Below are 17,146 nucleotides of genomic sequence, written 5' to 3' on the forward strand. Positions count from 1 at the left end.
GATCGTGGGGATCTGTAGAAATTTTGCGACCTGAAAGTCTTTGTGTTGAATCCATAATCGACTCGATCTTTCAGGTCGATGGATAGCGTCTGACCCCTCGGTCAGTCCCTTCGCCCCTTGGGGAGAGGGTTAGGGTGAGGGGATGGATTCTGGATCAGCCCAAAGCCCCCAAAGCCACCGCCACCTCAACCATCTCCAGTTCGCTGAAAACCTGAACGCCGTGACGCCTGAGCAACGCCGCAGTCACTCCCTCGCCACTCACCTTCACTCCACTGAACGTCCCGTCATAGGTCAACAAATTCCCGCAAGACGGGCTATTAGCCTTGAGCACCGCAATCCGGATGCCGTGCTTTTGCACCAGTTCCAACGCCTGATAGGCCCCCGAAAGAAACTCGGCACTCACGTCCTCTCCCTCGGTGTTGATCACAGAGGCGTGGCCATCCAGCACTTCACCGCCCTGCCCGCCCGGAATTTCCGCCGCGGCCCTGGGTGTCGGCAAACCACCGGCAACCTCTGGGCACAGCGGCACCACCCGCCCCTCATCAAGCCACTGCTGCAGCTGATCGAACGGCCCGCTCGCCCCGCCGTCGTACCGCACGCGGTGGCCCAGCAGGCAGCGGCTTACCAGAATTTTCTGCATGATCAGAACGGCTCGTTACCACGACGGCGGAACCAACCCGTCAATGACAGGCGATCTCGGGTCGCGGGCAGGACTTCGTGGGGCACCTCGCCCGACAGGAACACCACCAGGCATCCGCCGGTGGGCACCACATCGTGTTCGACGCCGCCCTTCAGGTACATGCGCAACTGACCGCCGTGCTCGGGTAGCCAGGCGTCGTTGAGGTAGATCACTGCCGAGACCATGCGCCGGTCATCATCACGAAAACGATCGACATGCTTGAGGTAAAACGCCCCGGGCGGGTACAGCGCGAAATGGCTTTCGAAATCTTCCAGGCCCAGGAAGAGCCCGCGATTCATCGCCTCGCGCAGACTGTCCATCAAACCCAAGTAACTGTCGCACGCCACCGCCTGGCCGGGCTCGATCCATTGGATATGGTCGCCTCGAATCCCCTCGCGAATCTCCGACGTCGGCCCGCGCCCCACAGCCGCCGGGGCCAGTTCGCCCTCAGCTGCACGTTTACGGCACTCAGCCGCCAGTTCCCGGGTCAGACCCAGAGGCAGGAAAATATTCTGCTGCGACCAGCCGCGCTCGGCCAGGTCGTCGACGATACGTAACAGCAGCGGGTGATCAGAGGATATTTGCATGGCGCGCATAGTATTCCTGTGCCTGCAAATCCGACAGAGCCGCGCGGCGGAGGATTTGTCGGATTACTGATACGAATTCTCGACAAGTACGAAAGCCGCACGGAGAATAGTCGCCTGCTGACAGGAGTCCCTATGCGCCGTTTGCTTTTTTCACTGCTGATGCTCTGTGTGTTGCCCGCTTGGGCAGACGGCCACGACCAGTTGTACAAGGTCGCCGGTTGGCCAGATCAGCGCGCGCATTTTAACGACGCCCTCTCAGCCGCCCAACAGCGCTACCAGAACAGCCTGCCACCAGCGGTGTTTCAAGCCTTGGTGAACAACAGCAATCAACGCTTCGCCCCCCAGGCCGTGGACCAGCGCGCCGAAGCGCAACTGCGCAAAAGCCTCGCCGATCCGAAACCCGCACTGACCTTTTTTCAATCGCCCCTAGGCAAGAAAATCGTCGCCGCCGAACTGCTGGCGACCCGTCGCGATCAGCTGGCGAAAAACGCCAAGGGTCTGCCGAAAATTCAAGCCAGCGACAGCCGCATGCTGATCATCGGCCACCTGGCCCAGGCCTTGCCCGCTCGCGAAGCTGGCGCGGAAGTCAGCCTGGCGATTGCCGGCGTCGCGGCCGATAGCCTGAGTTCGATGATTCCGGGTTTGCTCGGCGGTGGTCAGGCTCAGGGAATGTTGAATGGTCAGCGCCAGCGGTTGATGGATCAGATCGGGGCTGATCTGAACAACACGCTGCTGTATGTCTATCGCGACTTGTCGGATGAAGAACTGGAAGAGTTCGCCACGTTTGCCGAGTCCACCGAGGGCAAGGCGTATTACCAGGCGGCGTTGGCGGCGATTCGGGCGGGGTTGGCGGTGGGGCAGGATCCGGCGAATCTCAGCCAGTAATCTTTAGCGCCTGATACACCGCTATCGCTGGCAAGCTCGCTCCCACAATGGCTGGGTGTAAAACACAAATTTGTGTTCAACACAAAAACCTGTGGGAGCGGGCTTGCCCGCGATGAGGCCCTGAAGATCGCTAAAGATTCCGGCCTTTAATTCGCTTGCTCAAAAAACCGAAATACTCCTCCCGCATCGCCAGAGTCTCATTCGCCAAATGATGCCGCGCCTCCGGCAACATCAACACCTGCGGCCGATCAAACTTGGCCTTCAACACCTCAAGGTTATGCTCCCAATCCACCGTCATGTCCGCCTGCCCCTGCACAATCAGCGGTCGCCGTGGGCTGTTCGGCGCTGCCTCGATGCGCTTGATCCACCGCGCCAACGCTCCAACCCACGCCGTTGGCAGTCGCAGCGGTTGCAACGGATCGGCTTGCAGGAATGGCAAGAAGTCCGGGTCGTTGGAGTTCTCGCTGAAGCGCCGGGCGATGGCTTTCACGAAAGGCTTGAGCAAGTAATAACTGAGCTGCGACCAGCCCCAGGCGCGTGGTCGAACCAACGGTGACAGCAAAATTACCTGGCCTTGGGCCGGACTGTTCGCGCCCTGGTTGAGCACGTGATCGATCACGATCGCGCCGCCGGTACTCTGCCCGCACAGGTGCCACGGCTGCGGAAGGTCCAGCGACTGCGCCTCGGCAAGCAACCCTTGCAGCGTGTGCTGATACTCGGCGAAATCCTTGATGCTCGCCCGCTCGCCACTGGACAGACCATGCCCCGGCAAGTCGCAGGCAATCACCGCGAAGCCTTGGTCCAGCGCCCACTCGATCACATGCCGGTAGAGCCCGGTGTGGTCGTAGAAGCCGTGGAACAGAAACAACGTCGCCTTCGCCTGCTCGGGCCACCAGACCTGACTGACCACTTCATAGCCATCAACCTCGAAACGCCCCAACCCGCTGCGCTGCGTTCGCCCTGGAAAATCCAGCCCGTAGAACCGCTGATAGGCCAGCGCTTCCACCGAAAGCGGCTGCCACTCGGCCAGTGGCCGCAGGCTGGCTCGCAAATGATCGGGGTCGAAAGTGGCAGACATGAAGTATTCCAGAGCGCTAAACAGACTTTATGGGCCTGCGATATTCATCTGTCGCGGCAAGCATGGCAAGCTAGCCGACCTTCGAGGATTGAAACCCATGCGTCCGGCCTACCGCACCACACTGCTTGCCAGCCTGCTCGCCCTCGTGTGCGCCGGCGTCTTGTGGGCGGCTTATGACTGGTTTCAGGGTCGCTACCTGCGCGCCTTCAGTTCGCACACCGCGGTATTTTCCGGCGACCCGCTGCGCCTGCCCGACGACCTCGCCGGCCCCGGCGCCATTCGCCTGGTGCATTTCTGGGACCCGGCCTGCCCGTGTAATGTCGGCAATCAACAACACCTGACCGAACTGGTCGAGCACTACGTACCGCAGGGTGTGGAGTTTTACTCGGTACAAAAACCTGGCAGCCACGGACAGTTGCCCAACACCTTGAGCAGCCTGAAAACCATCACCGTGCTCCCGGGTTCCGAACAGATCCCCGCCAGCCCGGCGGTGGCGATCTGGGACCGCAGCGGCAAACTGGCCTATTTCGGCCCGTACAGCGAAGGCCTGACCTGCAATTCGAACAACAGCTTCATCGAGCCGATTCTGCAAGCACTCAGCGAAGGTCGCGCGGTGGGCGCCACCCATACGCTGGCGGTCGGATGCTATTGCCCTTGGCCGGAGGAAGTGAAGTAAGGCAATCCTGACTTTTCCAGGACCGCGATGCCCGGCACAGGAGGTCTGTGCTACATGTTTGCAGCCCGCACGGGCGGCAATCCCGAAGAACAAGGAGTCACCATGAAACGCGTCCTGACCGTACTTGTATTGCTGATCGTCACGCTCGTCATCGGGGTCGGCGGGTACGTGTACATCAAGCAGCCGACGCGTCAGGGCCAGGTGGAGTTGCAGCATCTTCAGGGTTCGGTGACCGTGCGTTACGACGAGCGCGGGGTGCCGCATATCCGCGCCGAAAACGAAACCGACCTCTACCGCACCCTCGGCTACGTGCAGGCCCAGGACCGCTTGTTCCAGATGGAAGCCATGCGCCGCCTCGCTCGGGGCGAGCTGGCGGAAATCCTCGGGCCGAAACTGGTCGACACCGACAAACTGTTTCGCGGCTTGCGCATCCGTGAACGCGCCGAGAGCTACGTGGCCGCGCTGGATCGTCAGTCACCGGCGTGGAAGGCGCTGGAAGCCTATCTGGATGGCATCAATCAATATCAGGACACTCACGCGGCGCCCATGGAGTTCGACGTGCTGGGCATCCGCAAGCGTCCTTTCACCGCCGAAGACAGCATCAGCGTCGCCGGTTACATGGCTTACAGTTTCGCCGCCGCATTTCGCACCGAACCATTGCTGACGTTTGTGCGCGATCAACTGGGTGCCGAGTACCTGAACATCTTCGAACTCGACTGGCAGCCCAAAGGCGTGTTGGCCAAATCGCGCTCCACACCCGGCCCCGCCCTCGCCGCCGGTGACTGGAAAGACCTGAACGCTCTCGCCCGCCTCAGCGAACAAGCCCTGGCCGACAACGGCCTGCCGCAATTCGAAGGCAGCAATGCCTGGGTGATTTCCGGTAACCGCAGCAAAAGCGCCAAACCGCTTCTGGCCGGTGACCCGCACATTCGTTTCTCGGTGCCGTCGGTGTGGTACGAGGCGCAACTGTCGGCGCCAGGCTTCGAGCTCTACGGCCACCATCAAGCGCTGGTGCCGTTTGCCTTTCTCGGCCACAACCTGGATTTCGGCTGGAGCCTGACGATGTTCCAGAACGACGACCTCGACCTGATTGCCGAGAAGGTCAACCCGGACAACCCGAACCAGGTCTGGTATCGCGGCAAATGGGTGGACATGGTCAACACCGAGCAACAGATCGCGGTGAAGGGCCAGGCGCCGGTCACGTTGACCCTGCGTCAGTCGCCCCACGGCCCGATCATCAACGACGCACTCGGCACCGCCGCCGGCAAGACACCGGTGGCCATGTGGTGGGCGTTCCTTGAAACGCCGAACCCGATCCTCGACGGTTTCTATCAGCTCAATCGCGCCGACACCCTGGCCAAGGCCCGCGCCGCAGCGGCCAAGGTTCAGGCGCCGGGCTTGAATATCGTCTACGCCAGCGCCAAGGGCGACATCGGCTGGTGGGCCTCGGCGCTGCTGCCCAAACGCGCAGCCGGGGTGAAGCCCGGTTTCATCCTCGACGGCAGCACCAATCAGGCGGACAAGGAAGGCTTCTACCCGTTCAGCGCCAACCCGCAGGAAGAGAACCCGGCGCGCGGCTACATCGTCTCGGCCAACTTCCAGCCTGTCTCGCCGACCGGCATGGAGATTCCCGGTTACTACAACCTCGCCGATCGCGGCCAGCAACTCAATCGCCAGCTCAGCGACAAGAATGTGAAGTGGGACAACGAGGCCAACCAGAAGCTGCAACTGGGCACCACCACCGCCTACGGCCCGCGTCTGTTGGCGCCGCTGTTGCCGGTACTGCGTGAAGTGGTGAGCGATCCCGCCGAGCTGAAACTGGTCGAGCAACTGGCACAATGGAAAGGCGATTACCCGCTGGATTCCACCAGCGCCACGCTGTTCAACCAGTTCCTGTTCAACCTGGCCGACGCGACAATGCACGATGAGCTGGGCAATGATTTTTTCGAAACCCTGCTCTCGACCCGTGTGATCGACGCCGCGCTGCCACGCCTGGCCGCGACCGCTGACTCGCCGTGGTGGGACAACCGCCACACCCTCGGCAAGGAAACCCGCGCCGACACGGTGAAGGTGGCGTGGCAAGCGAGCCTCGCTCATCTCAAGACCACCCTTGGCACTGACTTCGCGCAATGGCAGTGGGGCAAGGCGCACACCCTGACCCATGGTCATCCATTGGGCATGCAGAAGCCGCTGGACCGAATCTTCAACGTCGGCCCGTTCGCGGCGCCCGGCACCCATGAAGTGCCGAACAACCTCTCGGCCAAGATCGGCCCGGCGCCGTGGCCGGTGACGTATGGCCCGTCGACACGGCGTCTGGTGGACTTTGCCGACCCGGCCCACAGCCTGACCATCAACCCGGTCGGCCAGAGTGGCGTGCCGTTCGACAGTCACTACGACGATCAGGCTGAGGCGTATGTCGAAGGGATTTACTACGAGGCGCATTTCAATGACGAAGAAGTCACGGCCAATACGCGCAGTACGTTGAAGTTTTTGCCAGTGCGCAACGCTCAGTAGATTTGTATTGGCTGGACTGGCCTCATCGCTAGCAGGCTAGCTCCCACAGTGGTCCTGTGCACGCGGATCCATTGTGGGAGCTAGCCTGCTAGCGATGAGGCCCGCAAGAACACCGCATATTCATGGCTCAAACCATCGCCGCAAAGTTCTGCCTGAACTGCTGCGGCGTCACCCCCAGCCGGCGATTGAACACCGTGCGCATATGCTGGGCATCGCGAAACCCGCACTGATACGCCACGGTCTTGAGCGGCGAATGAGTGCTTTCAAGCAGCACCCGCGCCGCATCCACCCTCGCCCGCTCGACGAATTCCGCCGGGGTGATTTTCGCTTCCTTGGCGAACACCCGGGAAAAGTTGCGCGCGCTCATGTTGGCTGCGTTCGCCAAGTCGGCAATGGTCAAGTCGCCGGTCAGATTCGCCAGAACGTAAAGCTGCGCTAGCGCCACCGCCGACGTCGGTTCGGCGTGGGGCGTGAGGAATGGACTGAACTGCGATTGCCCGCCCGAGCGCTGGGTGAACACCACCAGCCGCTTGGCCACGCTCAATGCCACTTCCGGCCCGTGGTCCTGGGCCAGCAGGTACAACGACAGATCGATTCCCGCCGTGACACCGGCCGAGGTGAAGAGCTCGCCGTCCTGAACGTAGAGGCGATCGGCTTCAACCTGGGTCGACGGGCACAACACGGCCAGCGCCGCGGCATCGCCCCAGTGAGTAGTCACCGTGCGCCCTTCCAGTAACTCGGCCCGGGCGAGCATGAACGCGCCGTTACAGATCGAGCCAAACCGCTGCGAGCGCGCACAGGCACCACGCAACCAGGCATCGAAGGCCGCGCCAAAATCCAGGAACGGCAACTGCGGCCCGCCGGCCACCAGCAGCAAGTCATAGCCCTCCAGCGATTCACTGAAATGCCGATGGGCATTGAGTGACAAACCGTTGGAGCACGCCATCATCCCGCGTTCGACACCGATGACCTCCAAACGGTAATGGTCTTGCGGTTCGAGGAACCGATTGGCTTCGGAAAACACATCCATGGGACCGGTGACGTCCAGCGACTGGACGCCGGCGAACACCACGATGGCAACGGTTTTACTCATGGCAGGAATCGTCTCAATTGTGAGCCATCACACGACCTGTAGCAGCTGTCGAGCCTGCGAGGCTGCGTTCGGCTGCGAAGCAGTCGTGAAATCAGGCAACTCGGTCATCCAGGTGAACCGAGTACACAGGGTTTACGACTGCTTCGCAGCCGAACGCAGCCTCGCAGGCTCGGCAGCTGCTACAGGGCATGCGTACAACCCGGGTTACCTGCGTCAAACTTAGCCAATCCGGGCGCAACAAGCGAGGTTGGCGCGATATGCATGCTCATTGGCCGGGATCGCAGCCATGGATCGATTGTCCGGTTTTGGAGGCGGGAACAGACTTGTTCCATCAGCGCCGCCACGGCGTTCCCCACGAGGAAAGCACCATGAGCAGCATCATTGCCGGTATCAAAATCCCTGACAGCGCGTTGGCCCGGGCCACCACTGAATACATCCGTGACGCCGAGTCCGACTTGCTTTACCACCACTCGCGCCGGGTGTTTCTGTTCGGCGCCCTGAGCGGTGAACGCAAGCAGTTGGCCTACGATCCGGAGATGCTCTACGTCGGCGCCATGTTCCATGACCTGGGCCTGGTGGAAGGTCATCGCACCGACGACGAGCGTTTCGAAGTCGATAGCGCGAATGCCGCCAAAGCGTTCCTCAAACCTTATGGCTTGTCGGATGGCGATATCGAACAGGTGTGGCTGTCGATCGCCCTGCACACCACGCCAGGCGTGCCGCAACACTTGCGGCCTAACGTGGCGCTGGTCACGGCCGGTGTGGAAATGGATGTGCTGGGTATCGACTACGCGGCATTCCCCACCGTGCAGCGTGAGGCAGTGGTGCATGCGCATCCACGGGGCGAAGGGTTCAAGGAATGCATCCTGTGCGCGTTCGCCAATGGCTTCAAACACAAACCGGACACCACGTTCGGCACGGTGAACGCAGATGTGCTGGTGGACAGCGAGCCAGGGTTCAAGCCGATGAACTTCGTCGAGATCATCCGCAAATCCCCTTGGGTTTCCTAAAACGACTGTGGGAGCGGGCTTGCTCGCGATGGCGTCATCACAGTCAACATTGATGTTGAATGTGAGATCGCAATCGCGGGCAAGTCCGCTCCCACATGGGATGTGGGTTGACCACAGAGTTGTGATCAACCCGTCAGGCTCAAGCCGCTTCTGGCGCCTGGGCGCGACGCACGTCCGGCTGTTTCCAGGAGTCGGCAGCGCTTTCTTCGATCGCCTGCTGGATCGCACGCTTGCGCGCTTCTTCGGCACGGCGGCTGAAGAACCAGACCAGGAAGGTCATCAACGAAACGGCCAGCAGAATCAGGCTGGCCACGGCGTTGATCTCGGGTTTAACCCCCAGACGCACCGCCGAGAACACTTCCATCGGCAGGGTCGTGGAACCCGGGCCCGATACGAAGCTCGCCAACACCAGGTCATCCAGCGACAGGGCGAACGACATCATGCCGCCGGCACCCAGCGAGGGCGCGATCATCGGGATGGTGATCAGGAAGAACACCTTCCACGGCCGCGCGCCCAGATCCATGGCCGCCTCTTCGATGGACAGGTCCAGCTCACGCAAGCGCGCCGAGACCACCACCGCCACATACGCCGCACAGAACGTCGTGTGGGCGATCCAGATGGTGACGATGCCGCGTTCCTGTGGCCAACCGATCATCTGCGCCATCGCCACGAACAGCAGCAACAGCGACAGACCGGTGATCACTTCAGGCATCACCAGCGGCGCGGTAACCAGGCCACCGAACAGCGTACGCCCCTTGAAGTGGGTGATACGGGTCAGCACGAATGCCGCCAACGTACCCAGTGCCACCGCCGCCACCGCCGTGTAGCAGGCGATTTCCAGCGAGCGCACCACCGAGCCCATCAGTTGCGTGTTGTCCATCAAACCGACGTACCACTTGATCGACCAGCCACCCCACACCGTTACCAGTTTCGAGGCGTTGAACGAGTAGATCACCAGGATCAGCATCGGCGCGTAGATGAACAGCAAGCCCGCGATCAGCATGAAACTCGAGAAACGGAAGCGCTTCATTCTTTACCCTCCATTTCTTTGGCCTGACTACGGTTGAACAAGATGATTGGCACAATCAGGATCAGCAGCATGACCACCGCCAGCGCAGAGGCCACCGGCCAGTCACGGTTGTTGAAGAACTCTTGCCAGAGCACCTTACCGATCATCAGGGTTTCCGGACCGCCGAGCAGTTCCGGGATCACGAACTCACCCACCACCGGGATGAACACCAGCATGCAGCCGGCGACGATGCCGTTCTTGGACAGAGGGATGGTGATCTTCCAGAAGCTGTTGAACGTGCTCGAACCCAGGTCCGAGGCGGCTTCCAGCAGGCTGTTGTCGTGCTTCACCAGGTTGGCGTAGAGCGGCAGGATCATGAACGGCAGGTAGGAATAAACCACGCCGATGTACACCGCCAGGTTGGTATTGAGGATCTGCAGCGGCTCGTCGATCCAGCCCATGGTCATCAGGAAACCGTTGAGCAGACCGTTGTTGCTGAGGATGCCCATCCACGCATACACGCGGATCAGGATCGCGGTCCAGGTCGGCATCATGATCAGCAGCACCAGCACCGTTTGCATCTCTTTACGGGCACTGGCAATGGCGTAGGCCATCGGGTAGCCGATAAGCAGACAGAGGACGGTGCTGATCAGCGCCATCTTCAGCGAGCCAAGGTAGGCGGCGATGTACAACTCGTCGCCGGCCAGCATCGCGTAGTTGCCCAGGTTCAACAGCACCTGGAGCTTCTGGTCGATGAAGCTGTAGATCTCGGTGTACGGCGGGATGGCGACGTCGGCTTCGGCGAAGCTGATCTTCAGGACGATGAAGAACGGCAACATGAAGAACAGGAACAGCCAAATGAACGGAACCCCGATGACCAGTTGGCGGCCACCGGGAATTATTCGATTGAGGCGGCGTTTGAATTTGCGCATGTTCATGAGCGAAGTACCACGCCGCTGTCGTCTTCCCACCACACATAAACCTGGTCACCCCAGGTTGGGCGCTGGCCGCGGCGCTCGGCGTTGGCGACGAACGACTGGACGATCTTGCCGCTCGGCAGTTCGACGTAGAACACCGAGTGCCCGCCGAGGTAGGCGATGTCGTGGACCTTGCCGCTGGACCAGTTGTATTCGCAGGTCGGCATGGTCGGCGTCACCAGCAGTTTTTCCGGACGGATCGCGTAGGTCACGGATTTGTCCTGCACCGAGGTGCTGATGCCGTGGCCGACGTAGATCTGGCGGTCCAGGTCCTTGCAGGTGATGGTCGCGTAGCCTTCGGCGTCGTCGATCACTTCACCGTCGAAGATGTTGACGTTGCCGATAAATTCACAGACCAGGCGGCTGGTCGGGGTTTCGTAGATGTCGATCGGGCTGCCGATCTGGGCGATCCAGCCCAGGTGCATGATCGCGATGCGCTCGGCCATGGTCATGGCCTCTTCCTGATCGTGGGTCACCATGACGCAGGTTACGCCGACGCGCTCGATGATCTCGACCAGCTCCAGCTGCATTTGCGAACGCAGCTTCTTGTCCAGCGCACCCATCGGTTCGTCGAGCAGCAACAGCTTCGGCCGCTTGGCCAGCGAGCGCGCCAAGGCCACACGCTGACGCTGACCACCGGACAACTGATGCGGTTTGCGCTTGGCGTATTGCGTCATCTGAACCAGCTTGAGCATGTCCGCGACACGGGCATCGACTTCAGCTGCGGGGATTTTGTCCTGCTTGAGACCGAAGGCGATGTTCTGCGCCACAGTCATGTGCGGGAACAAGGCGTAGGACTGGAACATCATGTTGATCGGCCGCTCGTATGGCGGCATGTCGGTGATGTCTACGCCATCGAGGAAAATGCGCCCCTCCGTGGGCCGTTCGAAGCCTGCGAGCATGCGCAGCAACGTCGATTTGCCCGATCCCGAACCGCCGAGCAAGGCGAAAATCTCGCCTTTCTTGATTTCCAGGGACACATCGTCCACGGCAATCGTCTCGTCGAACTTCTTCGTGACCCGGTCGATTTTGACCAACACCTGTTTAGGTGTCTGGTCGCCCTCGAGGGCTTTCTTATAGGCGCCGGAGGCAACTGCCATTTACGAAACTCCCAGAAAAAAAGAGTGCAGTTCGCTCAAGGTGAGCCAACCTTGGATAGTTTGAGCCTTGTCGCTATTTACCCGACTTGACCTTGGTCCAGCTGCGGGTCATCAAACGTTGAATGTTTGGTGGTAATTCGACGGACACGTAGGTCTTGTCGAGTACGGCTTGCGGTGGATAAACCGACTCGTCGGTACGGATGGACTGCTCCATCAACTTGTCCGAGCCAGGGTTGGGGTTCGCATAGCCAACAGAATCACTGACTTGTGCGATCACCTCGGGTTTCAACAAATAGTTGATGAAGGCGTGGGCCTCTTTGACGTTGGTCGCATCCTTGGGAATCGCCAGCATGTCGAACCAGAGCGCGCCGCCCTCTTTCGGAATCGAGTAGGCGATGTTCATGCCCTTGCCGGCTTCTTCCGCGCGGGCCTTGGCCTGGAACATGTCACCGGAGAAACCGATGGCGATGCAGATGTCGCCGTTGGCGAGGTCCGCGATGTATTTGGAGGAGTGGAAGTACGTCACGTAAGGCCGCACCGCCAGCAACTTGGCTTCGGCCTTTTTGTAATCTTCGGGGTTGGTACTGTTAGCGTTGAGGCCCATGTAGTTGAGGACGGTGGGCATCATTTCATCGGCGGAATCGAGGAACGCCACGCCGCAACTGTGCAGCTTCTTGATGTTCTCCGGTTCGAACACCGCGCTCCAGGAATCGATCTTGTCGACGCCGAGCACAGCCTTGATCTTGTCGACGTTGTAACCGATGCCGTTGGTGCCCCACAGGTACGGTACGGCGTACTGGTTACCCGGATCGTTTTGCTCAAGACGCTTGAGCAATACTGGATCGAGGTTGGAATAGTTAGTCAGCAGCTTCTTGTCGAGCTTCTGGAAAGCGCCCGCCTTGATCTGCTTGCCGAGGAAGTGGTTGGACGGCACGACCACGTCATAACCGGTACGCCCGGCCAGCAACTTGCCTTCCAGGGTTTCGTTGGAATCGAAGACGTCGTAGACCGGTTTGATGCCGGTCTCTTTCTGGAAGTCGGCCAGGGTGGTCGCACCGATGTAGTCCGACCAGTTATAAATATGCACAGTGCCGGCGGCCTGGACACTGACAGCGAGTGTCAGCCCGGCTCCGGCGAGCAATGCATTGCGCAACAAAGAAAAAATAGGCAAGTGGAGGTCCTCTAAAATTAGTTGGGCCCAAGTTGCCCCGCGTTACATGACAGGCATGGCTGCCCAGCAACAAAACCGGCGCGCAACTTACCCTCGAAAAACCGTTCCAGCAAACTTTATGAAGATCTGTAGCAGCTGCCGCAGGCTGCGTTCAACTGCGGAGCAGTTGTGCTGTTGAAAAAGCGGAGGTCCTTCGGACCTCAACGCAGCCTTCGGCAGCTGCTACAGGGTTTTACTTATTTACCCGATTTAATCTTGGTCCAGCTGCGGGTCATGATCCGCTGGGTCGCGGCCGGCAAGTCGGCAATCGCGTACAGCTTGGCCAGCACGTCAGCCGGCGGGTAGATGCCCGGGTCGGCGGTGATTTCTTTATCAACCAATGCCGTGGCGGCCGCGTTACCGTTCGGGAAGCGTACAGCGTTGGTGATTTCAGCCATGATTTCCGGCTTCTGCAGGAAGGTCATGAACTTGTAGGCGCCTTCGACGTTTTCGGCATCTTTAGGGATGGCGACCATGTCGTAGAAGCTGCCGGCACCTTCTTTCGGAATGTTGTAACTGACTTTCACCTTGTCACCGGCTTCAGCCGCGCGGGACTTGGCCTGGTAGATGTCACCCGAGTAACCCACGGCCACGCAGATGTTGCCGTTGGCCAGGTCGGAGATGTACTTGGACGAGTGGAAGTAACCCACCGAAGGACGAATCTTCAGGAACAGTGCTTCGGCTTCGGCCAGTTGTTTTTTGTCCTGGCTGTCGGTTGGATAGCCCAGGTAGTGCAACGCCACCGGAATCATCTCGGTTGGCGAATCGAGGAAACTGATACCGCACGACTTCAACTTCGCAGCGTTTTCAGGTTTGAACAGCAGGTCCCAGGAATTGGTTGGCGCATCGGCACCCAGTGCAGCCTTGACCTTCTCGGCGTTGAAGCCGATACCGATCGAACCCCACATGTACGGGAAAGCATGTTCGTTACCCGGGTCGCTCACCGACACCGCCTTGAGCAGGTCAGTGTTCAGGTTTTTCCAGTTAGGCAGCTTGGACTTGTCCAGCTTCTGGTAAACGCCGGCCTTGATCTGCTTGGCCAGGAAGTTGTTCGACGGCACGACGATGTCGTAGCCGGACTTGCCTGCCAGCAACTTGGCTTCCAGGGTTTCGTTACTGTCGAATACGTCGTAGACGACTTTGATGCCGGACTCGGTTTCGAACTTCTTGATGGTGTCCGGAGCGATGTAGTCGGACCAGTTATAGACGTGCAACACCTTGTCGTCCGCCTGGACCGCACTCGCCATTATGCCCATCAGGGACAGGGCGAGGAGTGTCTTGCCAGCAAGCTTTTTTCCTAATGCCTTCATGCGTAATGCTCCAAATTTTTCTTTTTTGAACCACTTTGTTCAGCGGCCGAACCCGGACAACTGGAACCGCGGCTAGTCTGGCAAGATCCGAGGCGGACTTTCAAGGAAAGGCCACCCTTCAGAACTGCTCTGAGCGAAAGTTTCATGACTCCCGCCCAGAGCCTAGCACTTAGCCCTGCAACGCACTCAGGGTCAGGTCCAGGCACTTGCGTGCCTTGGTCACCAGCTCATCGATTTCAGCCTTGGTAATCACCAGCGGCGGAGCAATGATCATGGTGTCCCCCACGGCACGCATGATCAGGCCGTTGTCGAAGCAGAACGTGCGGCAGATCATGCCGACGCCCTTGCCTTCGTAACGCTTGCGAGTGGCCTTGTCCTGAACCAGTTCAATGGCCCCCAACAGACCGACACCACGCACTTCCCCCACCAACGGGTGATCGTTCAGTTCCCGCAAGCGTTTCTGCAAATACGGTGCCGTTTCGGCATGGACGCGCTCGATAATTTTTTCTTCGCGCAGGATGCGGATGTTTTCCAGCGCCACCGCAGCGGCCACCGGGTGACCGGAATAAGTGAAGCCGTGGTTGAAATCGCCACCTTCGTTGAGCACCGCGACCACTTCGTCACGCACAATCAGGCCACCCATCGGGATGTAGCCGGAAGTGAGGCCTTTGGCTATGGTCATCATGTCGGGCTTGAGGTCGTAGAAATCTGAACCGAACCACTCACCGGTGCGGCCGAAACCACAGATCACTTCGTCTGCCACGAACAGAATGTCGTACTTGGCGAGGATTTCCTTGATGCGCGGCCAGTAGGTCTCTGGCGGAATGATCACGCCGCCGGCGCCCTGGATCGGTTCGGCAATAAAGGCACCGACGTTGTCCACGCCGATTTCCAGAATCTTCTCTTCCAGCTGATTGGCCGCCCACACACCGAACTCTTCCGGTGTCATGTCGCCGCCTTCACTGAACCAGTAAGGCTGGGCGATGTGGACGATGCCCGGGATCGGCAAGTCGCCCTGTTCGTGCATGTAGGTCATGCCACCCAGGCTCGCGCCGGCCACGGTGGAACCGTGATAGCCGTTCTTGCGGCTGATGATGACTTTCTTCTTCGGCTGGCCCTTGATCGCCCAATAGTGGCGAACCATACGCAGCATGGTGTCGTTGCCTTCGGACCCGGAACCGGTGAAGAACACATGGTTCATGCCTTCCGGTGCGATGTCGGCGATGGCCTTGGCCAATTCGAGCACCGGCGGGTGGGCGGTCTGGAAGAACAGGTTGTAGTAAGGCAGTTCGCGCATTTGCTTGCTGGCGGCATCCGCCAGCTCATCGCGACCGTAGCCGATCGCTACGCACCACAGGCCGGCCATGCCGTCGAGGATCTTGTTGCCTTCGCTGTCCCAGAGGTAAACGCCCTTGGCGTTGGTGATGATCCGCGGGCCTTTCTCTTTCAGCTGCTTGAAGTCGCTGAACGGGGCCAGGTGGTGATCGTTGCTCAGGGTTTGCCATTCACGGGTTTGCGGGTTGTTGCTGGTCATGCGAATTCTCCTAAGATTTCGGTGAAGGGCGCCGCCAAGTGCAGCGGCGCCCGGCGCATCAGACGGCGAAGAGCAGGAATTCCCGCTCCCACGAACTGATCACGCGCTTGAAGTTTTCATGCTCGGCCCGCTTGACCGCGACGTAGCCAGTGATGAATTTCTTGCCCAGGTACTTCTCGATGGTCGCGCTGTTTTCCATGCGTTCCAGCGCGTCTTCGATGGTCAGTGGCAGGCGCAGGTTGCGGCGTTCATAGCCACGACCCACCACCGGCGCACTCGGGTTCAAGCCTTCGACCATTCCGATGTAACCGCAGAGCAGGCTCGCGGCAATCGCCAGGTACGGGTTGGCGTCGGCGCCCGGCAAGCGGTTTTCCACCCGACGGTTCTGCGGCCCGGCATCCGGAACCCGCAGGCCCACGGTACGGTTCTCTTCGCCCCACTCCACGTTAACCGGCGCCGAGGTGTCCGGCAGGAAGCGGCGGAACGAGTTGACGTTCGGCGCGAACAGCGGCAACAACTCGGGAATCAGCTTCTGCAAACCACCGATGTGGTGCAGGAACAGTTGGCTCATGGTCCCGTCTTCATTGGAGAAGACGTTCTTGCCGGTTTCGATGTCGATGATGCTCTGGTGCAAGTGCATCGCGCTGCCCGGCTCGCCGGTCATGGGCTTGGCCATGAAGGTGGCGGCCACGTCGTGCTTGAGCGCGGCTTCGCGCATGGTGCGTTTGAAGATCAGGATCTGGTCGGCCAGGGACAGGGCATCGCCATGACGGAAGTTGATTTCCATCTGCGCGGTGCCGTCCTCGTGGATCAACGTGTCGAGGTCCAGGTCCTGCAGTTCGCACCAGTCGTAGACGTCTTCGAACAGCGGGTCGAATTCGTTGGCCGCTTCAATGGAGAACGACTGACGGCCGGTTTCCGGGCGCCCGGAACGGCCAATCGGCGGTTGCAACGGGTAGTCCGGGTCGTCGCTGCGCTTGGTCAGGTAAAACTCCATTTCCGGCGCCACGATTGGCTGCCAGCCCTTGTCGGCATAGAGTTTCAACACTTTCTTGAGCACATTGCGCGGCGACAGCTCGATCGGGTTGCCTTGCTTGTCGTAGGTGTCGTGGATCACCTGAGCGGTCGGCTCGATGGACCACGGCACCACATACACCGCGTTCTGGTCGGGCCGGCAGATCATGTCGATGTCGGCCGGGTCGAGCAGTTCGTAATAGATGTCGTCTTCGACATAGTCGCCGGTCACGGTCTGTAACAGAACGCTCTCGGGCAGGCGCATGCCTTTTTCAGCAATGAACTTGTTGGTCGGCGAAATCTTGCCCCGGGTGATCCCGGTCAAGTCGGCGATCATGCATTCGACTTCTGTGATCTTGTGGTCTTTCAACCAATCGGTGAGCTGGTCGAGGTTGTTACTCATAAATGCCTCTTAGGCTGAGTTTCCTGACTCTTATAAGTCAGGCGTTGTTTGACGCATGGGCGTCGCG

Annotated in this window: 15 protein-coding genes; 4 read left to right on the forward strand and 11 right to left on the reverse strand. The window is 59.9% G+C overall.

Going from position 1 to position 17,146, the window contains the following annotated elements; translation table 11 throughout:
- Positions 1-154: 154 nt before the first annotated feature.
- Both ACA060_RS27645 and ACA060_RS27650 read right to left on the reverse strand, forming a co-directional pair.
- Positions 155-640, reverse strand: coding sequence for a 2-thiouracil desulfurase family protein (locus ACA060_RS27645; RefSeq protein ID WP_109635692.1), 486 nt, complete (start codon positions 638-640; stop codon positions 155-157).
- Positions 641-642: 2 nt separating this feature from the next.
- Positions 643-1,275 carry a 2OG-Fe(II) oxygenase gene (locus ACA060_RS27650; protein ID WP_497314347.1) on the reverse strand — a complete coding sequence of 211 codons (633 nt, stop codon included), beginning with the start codon at positions 1,273-1,275 and terminating at the stop codon, positions 643-645.
- Positions 1,276-1,398: 123 nt separating this feature from the next.
- Here ACA060_RS27650 and ACA060_RS27655 point away from each other — a divergent pair, with 123 nt between their 5' ends.
- Positions 1,399-2,151, forward strand: a complete 753-nt coding sequence (locus ACA060_RS27655) for a DUF2059 domain-containing protein (RefSeq protein ID WP_109635695.1) — start codon at positions 1,399-1,401, stop codon at positions 2,149-2,151.
- A gap of 130 nt (positions 2,152-2,281) precedes the next feature.
- Here the strand turns inward: ACA060_RS27655 and bipL are convergent, their stop codons facing one another.
- Positions 2,282-3,229: a phospholipase BipL gene (gene bipL / locus ACA060_RS27660; RefSeq protein ID WP_497314348.1), complete on the reverse strand. Its 948-nt coding sequence runs from the start codon at positions 3,227-3,229 to the stop codon at positions 2,282-2,284.
- A 97-nt stretch (positions 3,230-3,326) separates the two neighbouring features.
- Between bipL and ACA060_RS27665 the strand changes: the two genes are divergently transcribed.
- Together ACA060_RS27665 and ACA060_RS27670 are read left to right on the forward strand one after the other, a co-directional pair.
- Positions 3,327-3,905 carry a DUF6436 domain-containing protein gene (locus ACA060_RS27665; RefSeq protein WP_497314350.1) on the forward strand — a complete coding sequence of 193 codons (579 nt, stop codon included), beginning with the start codon at positions 3,327-3,329 and terminating at the stop codon, positions 3,903-3,905.
- Between the two features lie 102 nt (positions 3,906-4,007).
- Positions 4,008-6,419: a penicillin acylase family protein gene (locus tag ACA060_RS27670; RefSeq protein ID WP_497314352.1), complete on the forward strand. Its 2,412-nt coding sequence runs from the start codon at positions 4,008-4,010 to the stop codon at positions 6,417-6,419.
- A gap of 127 nt (positions 6,420-6,546) precedes the next feature.
- On the opposite strand, the gene ACA060_RS27675 is transcribed toward ACA060_RS27670, so the two are convergent.
- Positions 6,547-7,512, reverse strand: a complete 966-nt coding sequence (locus ACA060_RS27675; RefSeq protein WP_497314354.1) for a GlxA family transcriptional regulator — start codon at positions 7,510-7,512, stop codon at positions 6,547-6,549.
- 368 nt (positions 7,513-7,880) lie between these two features.
- Here ACA060_RS27675 and ACA060_RS27680 point away from each other — a divergent pair, with 368 nt between their 5' ends.
- A complete protein-coding gene (locus ACA060_RS27680) occupies positions 7,881-8,522 on the forward strand; it encodes an HD domain-containing protein (RefSeq protein ID WP_497314356.1) in 642 nt (213 codons plus the stop codon).
- A 139-nt stretch (positions 8,523-8,661) separates the two neighbouring features.
- Here the strand turns inward: ACA060_RS27680 and ACA060_RS27685 are convergent, their stop codons facing one another.
- The 7 genes from ACA060_RS27685 to ACA060_RS27715 all read right to left on the reverse strand — a co-directional run bounded on the left by ACA060_RS27685 (position 8,662) and on the right by ACA060_RS27715 (position 17,079).
- Positions 8,662-9,552: an ABC transporter permease subunit gene (locus tag ACA060_RS27685; protein WP_403107591.1), complete on the reverse strand. Its 891-nt coding sequence runs from the start codon at positions 9,550-9,552 to the stop codon at positions 8,662-8,664.
- On the reverse strand, positions 9,549-10,430 hold the full coding sequence (locus tag ACA060_RS27690) for an ABC transporter permease subunit (RefSeq protein ID WP_178082364.1): 882 nt from the start codon (positions 10,428-10,430) through the stop codon (positions 9,549-9,551). The genes ACA060_RS27685 and ACA060_RS27690 overlap by 4 nt, the downstream gene beginning before the upstream one ends.
- A 35-nt stretch (positions 10,431-10,465) precedes the next feature.
- Positions 10,466-11,608: an ABC transporter ATP-binding protein gene (locus ACA060_RS27695; protein ID WP_109635704.1), complete on the reverse strand. Its 1,143-nt coding sequence runs from the start codon at positions 11,606-11,608 to the stop codon at positions 10,466-10,468.
- Between the two features lie 73 nt (positions 11,609-11,681).
- On the reverse strand, positions 11,682-12,779 hold the full coding sequence (locus tag ACA060_RS27700) for a polyamine ABC transporter substrate-binding protein (protein WP_497314358.1): 1,098 nt from the start codon (positions 12,777-12,779) through the stop codon (positions 11,682-11,684).
- Between the two features lie 236 nt (positions 12,780-13,015).
- Positions 13,016-14,128: a polyamine ABC transporter substrate-binding protein gene (locus ACA060_RS27705; protein WP_497314360.1), complete on the reverse strand. Its 1,113-nt coding sequence runs from the start codon at positions 14,126-14,128 to the stop codon at positions 13,016-13,018.
- Between the two features lie 169 nt (positions 14,129-14,297).
- Positions 14,298-15,662, reverse strand: a complete 1,365-nt coding sequence (locus tag ACA060_RS27710; protein WP_109635710.1) for an aspartate aminotransferase family protein — start codon at positions 15,660-15,662, stop codon at positions 14,298-14,300.
- 58 nt (positions 15,663-15,720) lie between these two features.
- Positions 15,721-17,079, reverse strand: coding sequence for a glutamine synthetase family protein (locus tag ACA060_RS27715; RefSeq protein ID WP_266009438.1), 1,359 nt, complete (start codon positions 17,077-17,079; stop codon positions 15,721-15,723).
- Positions 17,080-17,146 lie beyond the last annotated feature (67 nt).

This window comes from Pseudomonas sp. LBUM1671 (assembly GCF_059695685.1).

What these genes read in the sequence shown, in the direction of transcription:
- ACA060_RS27650 (WP_497314347.1), bottom strand. Translation starts at nt 1,275, where the DNA reads ATGCGCGCCATGCAAATATCCTCTGATCACCCGCTGCTGTTACGTATC.
- ACA060_RS27710 (WP_109635710.1), bottom strand. Translation starts at nt 15,662, where the DNA reads ATGACCAGCAACAACCCGCAAACCCGTGAATGGCAAACCCTGAGCAAC.
- ACA060_RS27645 (WP_109635692.1), bottom strand. Translation starts at nt 640, where the DNA reads ATGCAGAAAATTCTGGTAAGCCGCTGCCTGCTGGGCCACCGCGTGCGG.
- ACA060_RS27685 (WP_403107591.1), bottom strand. Translation starts at nt 9,552, where the DNA reads ATGAAGCGCTTCCGTTTCTCGAGTTTCATGCTGATCGCGGGCTTGCTG.
- ACA060_RS27670 (WP_497314352.1), top strand. Translation starts at nt 4,008, where the DNA reads ATGAAACGCGTCCTGACCGTACTTGTATTGCTGATCGTCACGCTCGTC.
- ACA060_RS27705 (WP_497314360.1), bottom strand. Translation starts at nt 14,128, where the DNA reads ATGAAGGCATTAGGAAAAAAGCTTGCTGGCAAGACACTCCTCGCCCTG.
- ACA060_RS27675 (WP_497314354.1), bottom strand. Translation starts at nt 7,512, where the DNA reads ATGAGTAAAACCGTTGCCATCGTGGTGTTCGCCGGCGTCCAGTCGCTG.
- bipL (WP_497314348.1), bottom strand. Translation starts at nt 3,229, where the DNA reads ATGTCTGCCACTTTCGACCCCGATCATTTGCGAGCCAGCCTGCGGCCA.
- ACA060_RS27655 (WP_109635695.1), top strand. Translation starts at nt 1,399, where the DNA reads ATGCGCCGTTTGCTTTTTTCACTGCTGATGCTCTGTGTGTTGCCCGCT.
- ACA060_RS27665 (WP_497314350.1), top strand. Translation starts at nt 3,327, where the DNA reads ATGCGTCCGGCCTACCGCACCACACTGCTTGCCAGCCTGCTCGCCCTC.
- ACA060_RS27695 (WP_109635704.1), bottom strand. Translation starts at nt 11,608, where the DNA reads ATGGCAGTTGCCTCCGGCGCCTATAAGAAAGCCCTCGAGGGCGACCAG.
- ACA060_RS27680 (WP_497314356.1), top strand. Translation starts at nt 7,881, where the DNA reads ATGAGCAGCATCATTGCCGGTATCAAAATCCCTGACAGCGCGTTGGCC.
- ACA060_RS27715 (WP_266009438.1), bottom strand. Translation starts at nt 17,079, where the DNA reads ATGAGTAACAACCTCGACCAGCTCACCGATTGGTTGAAAGACCACAAG.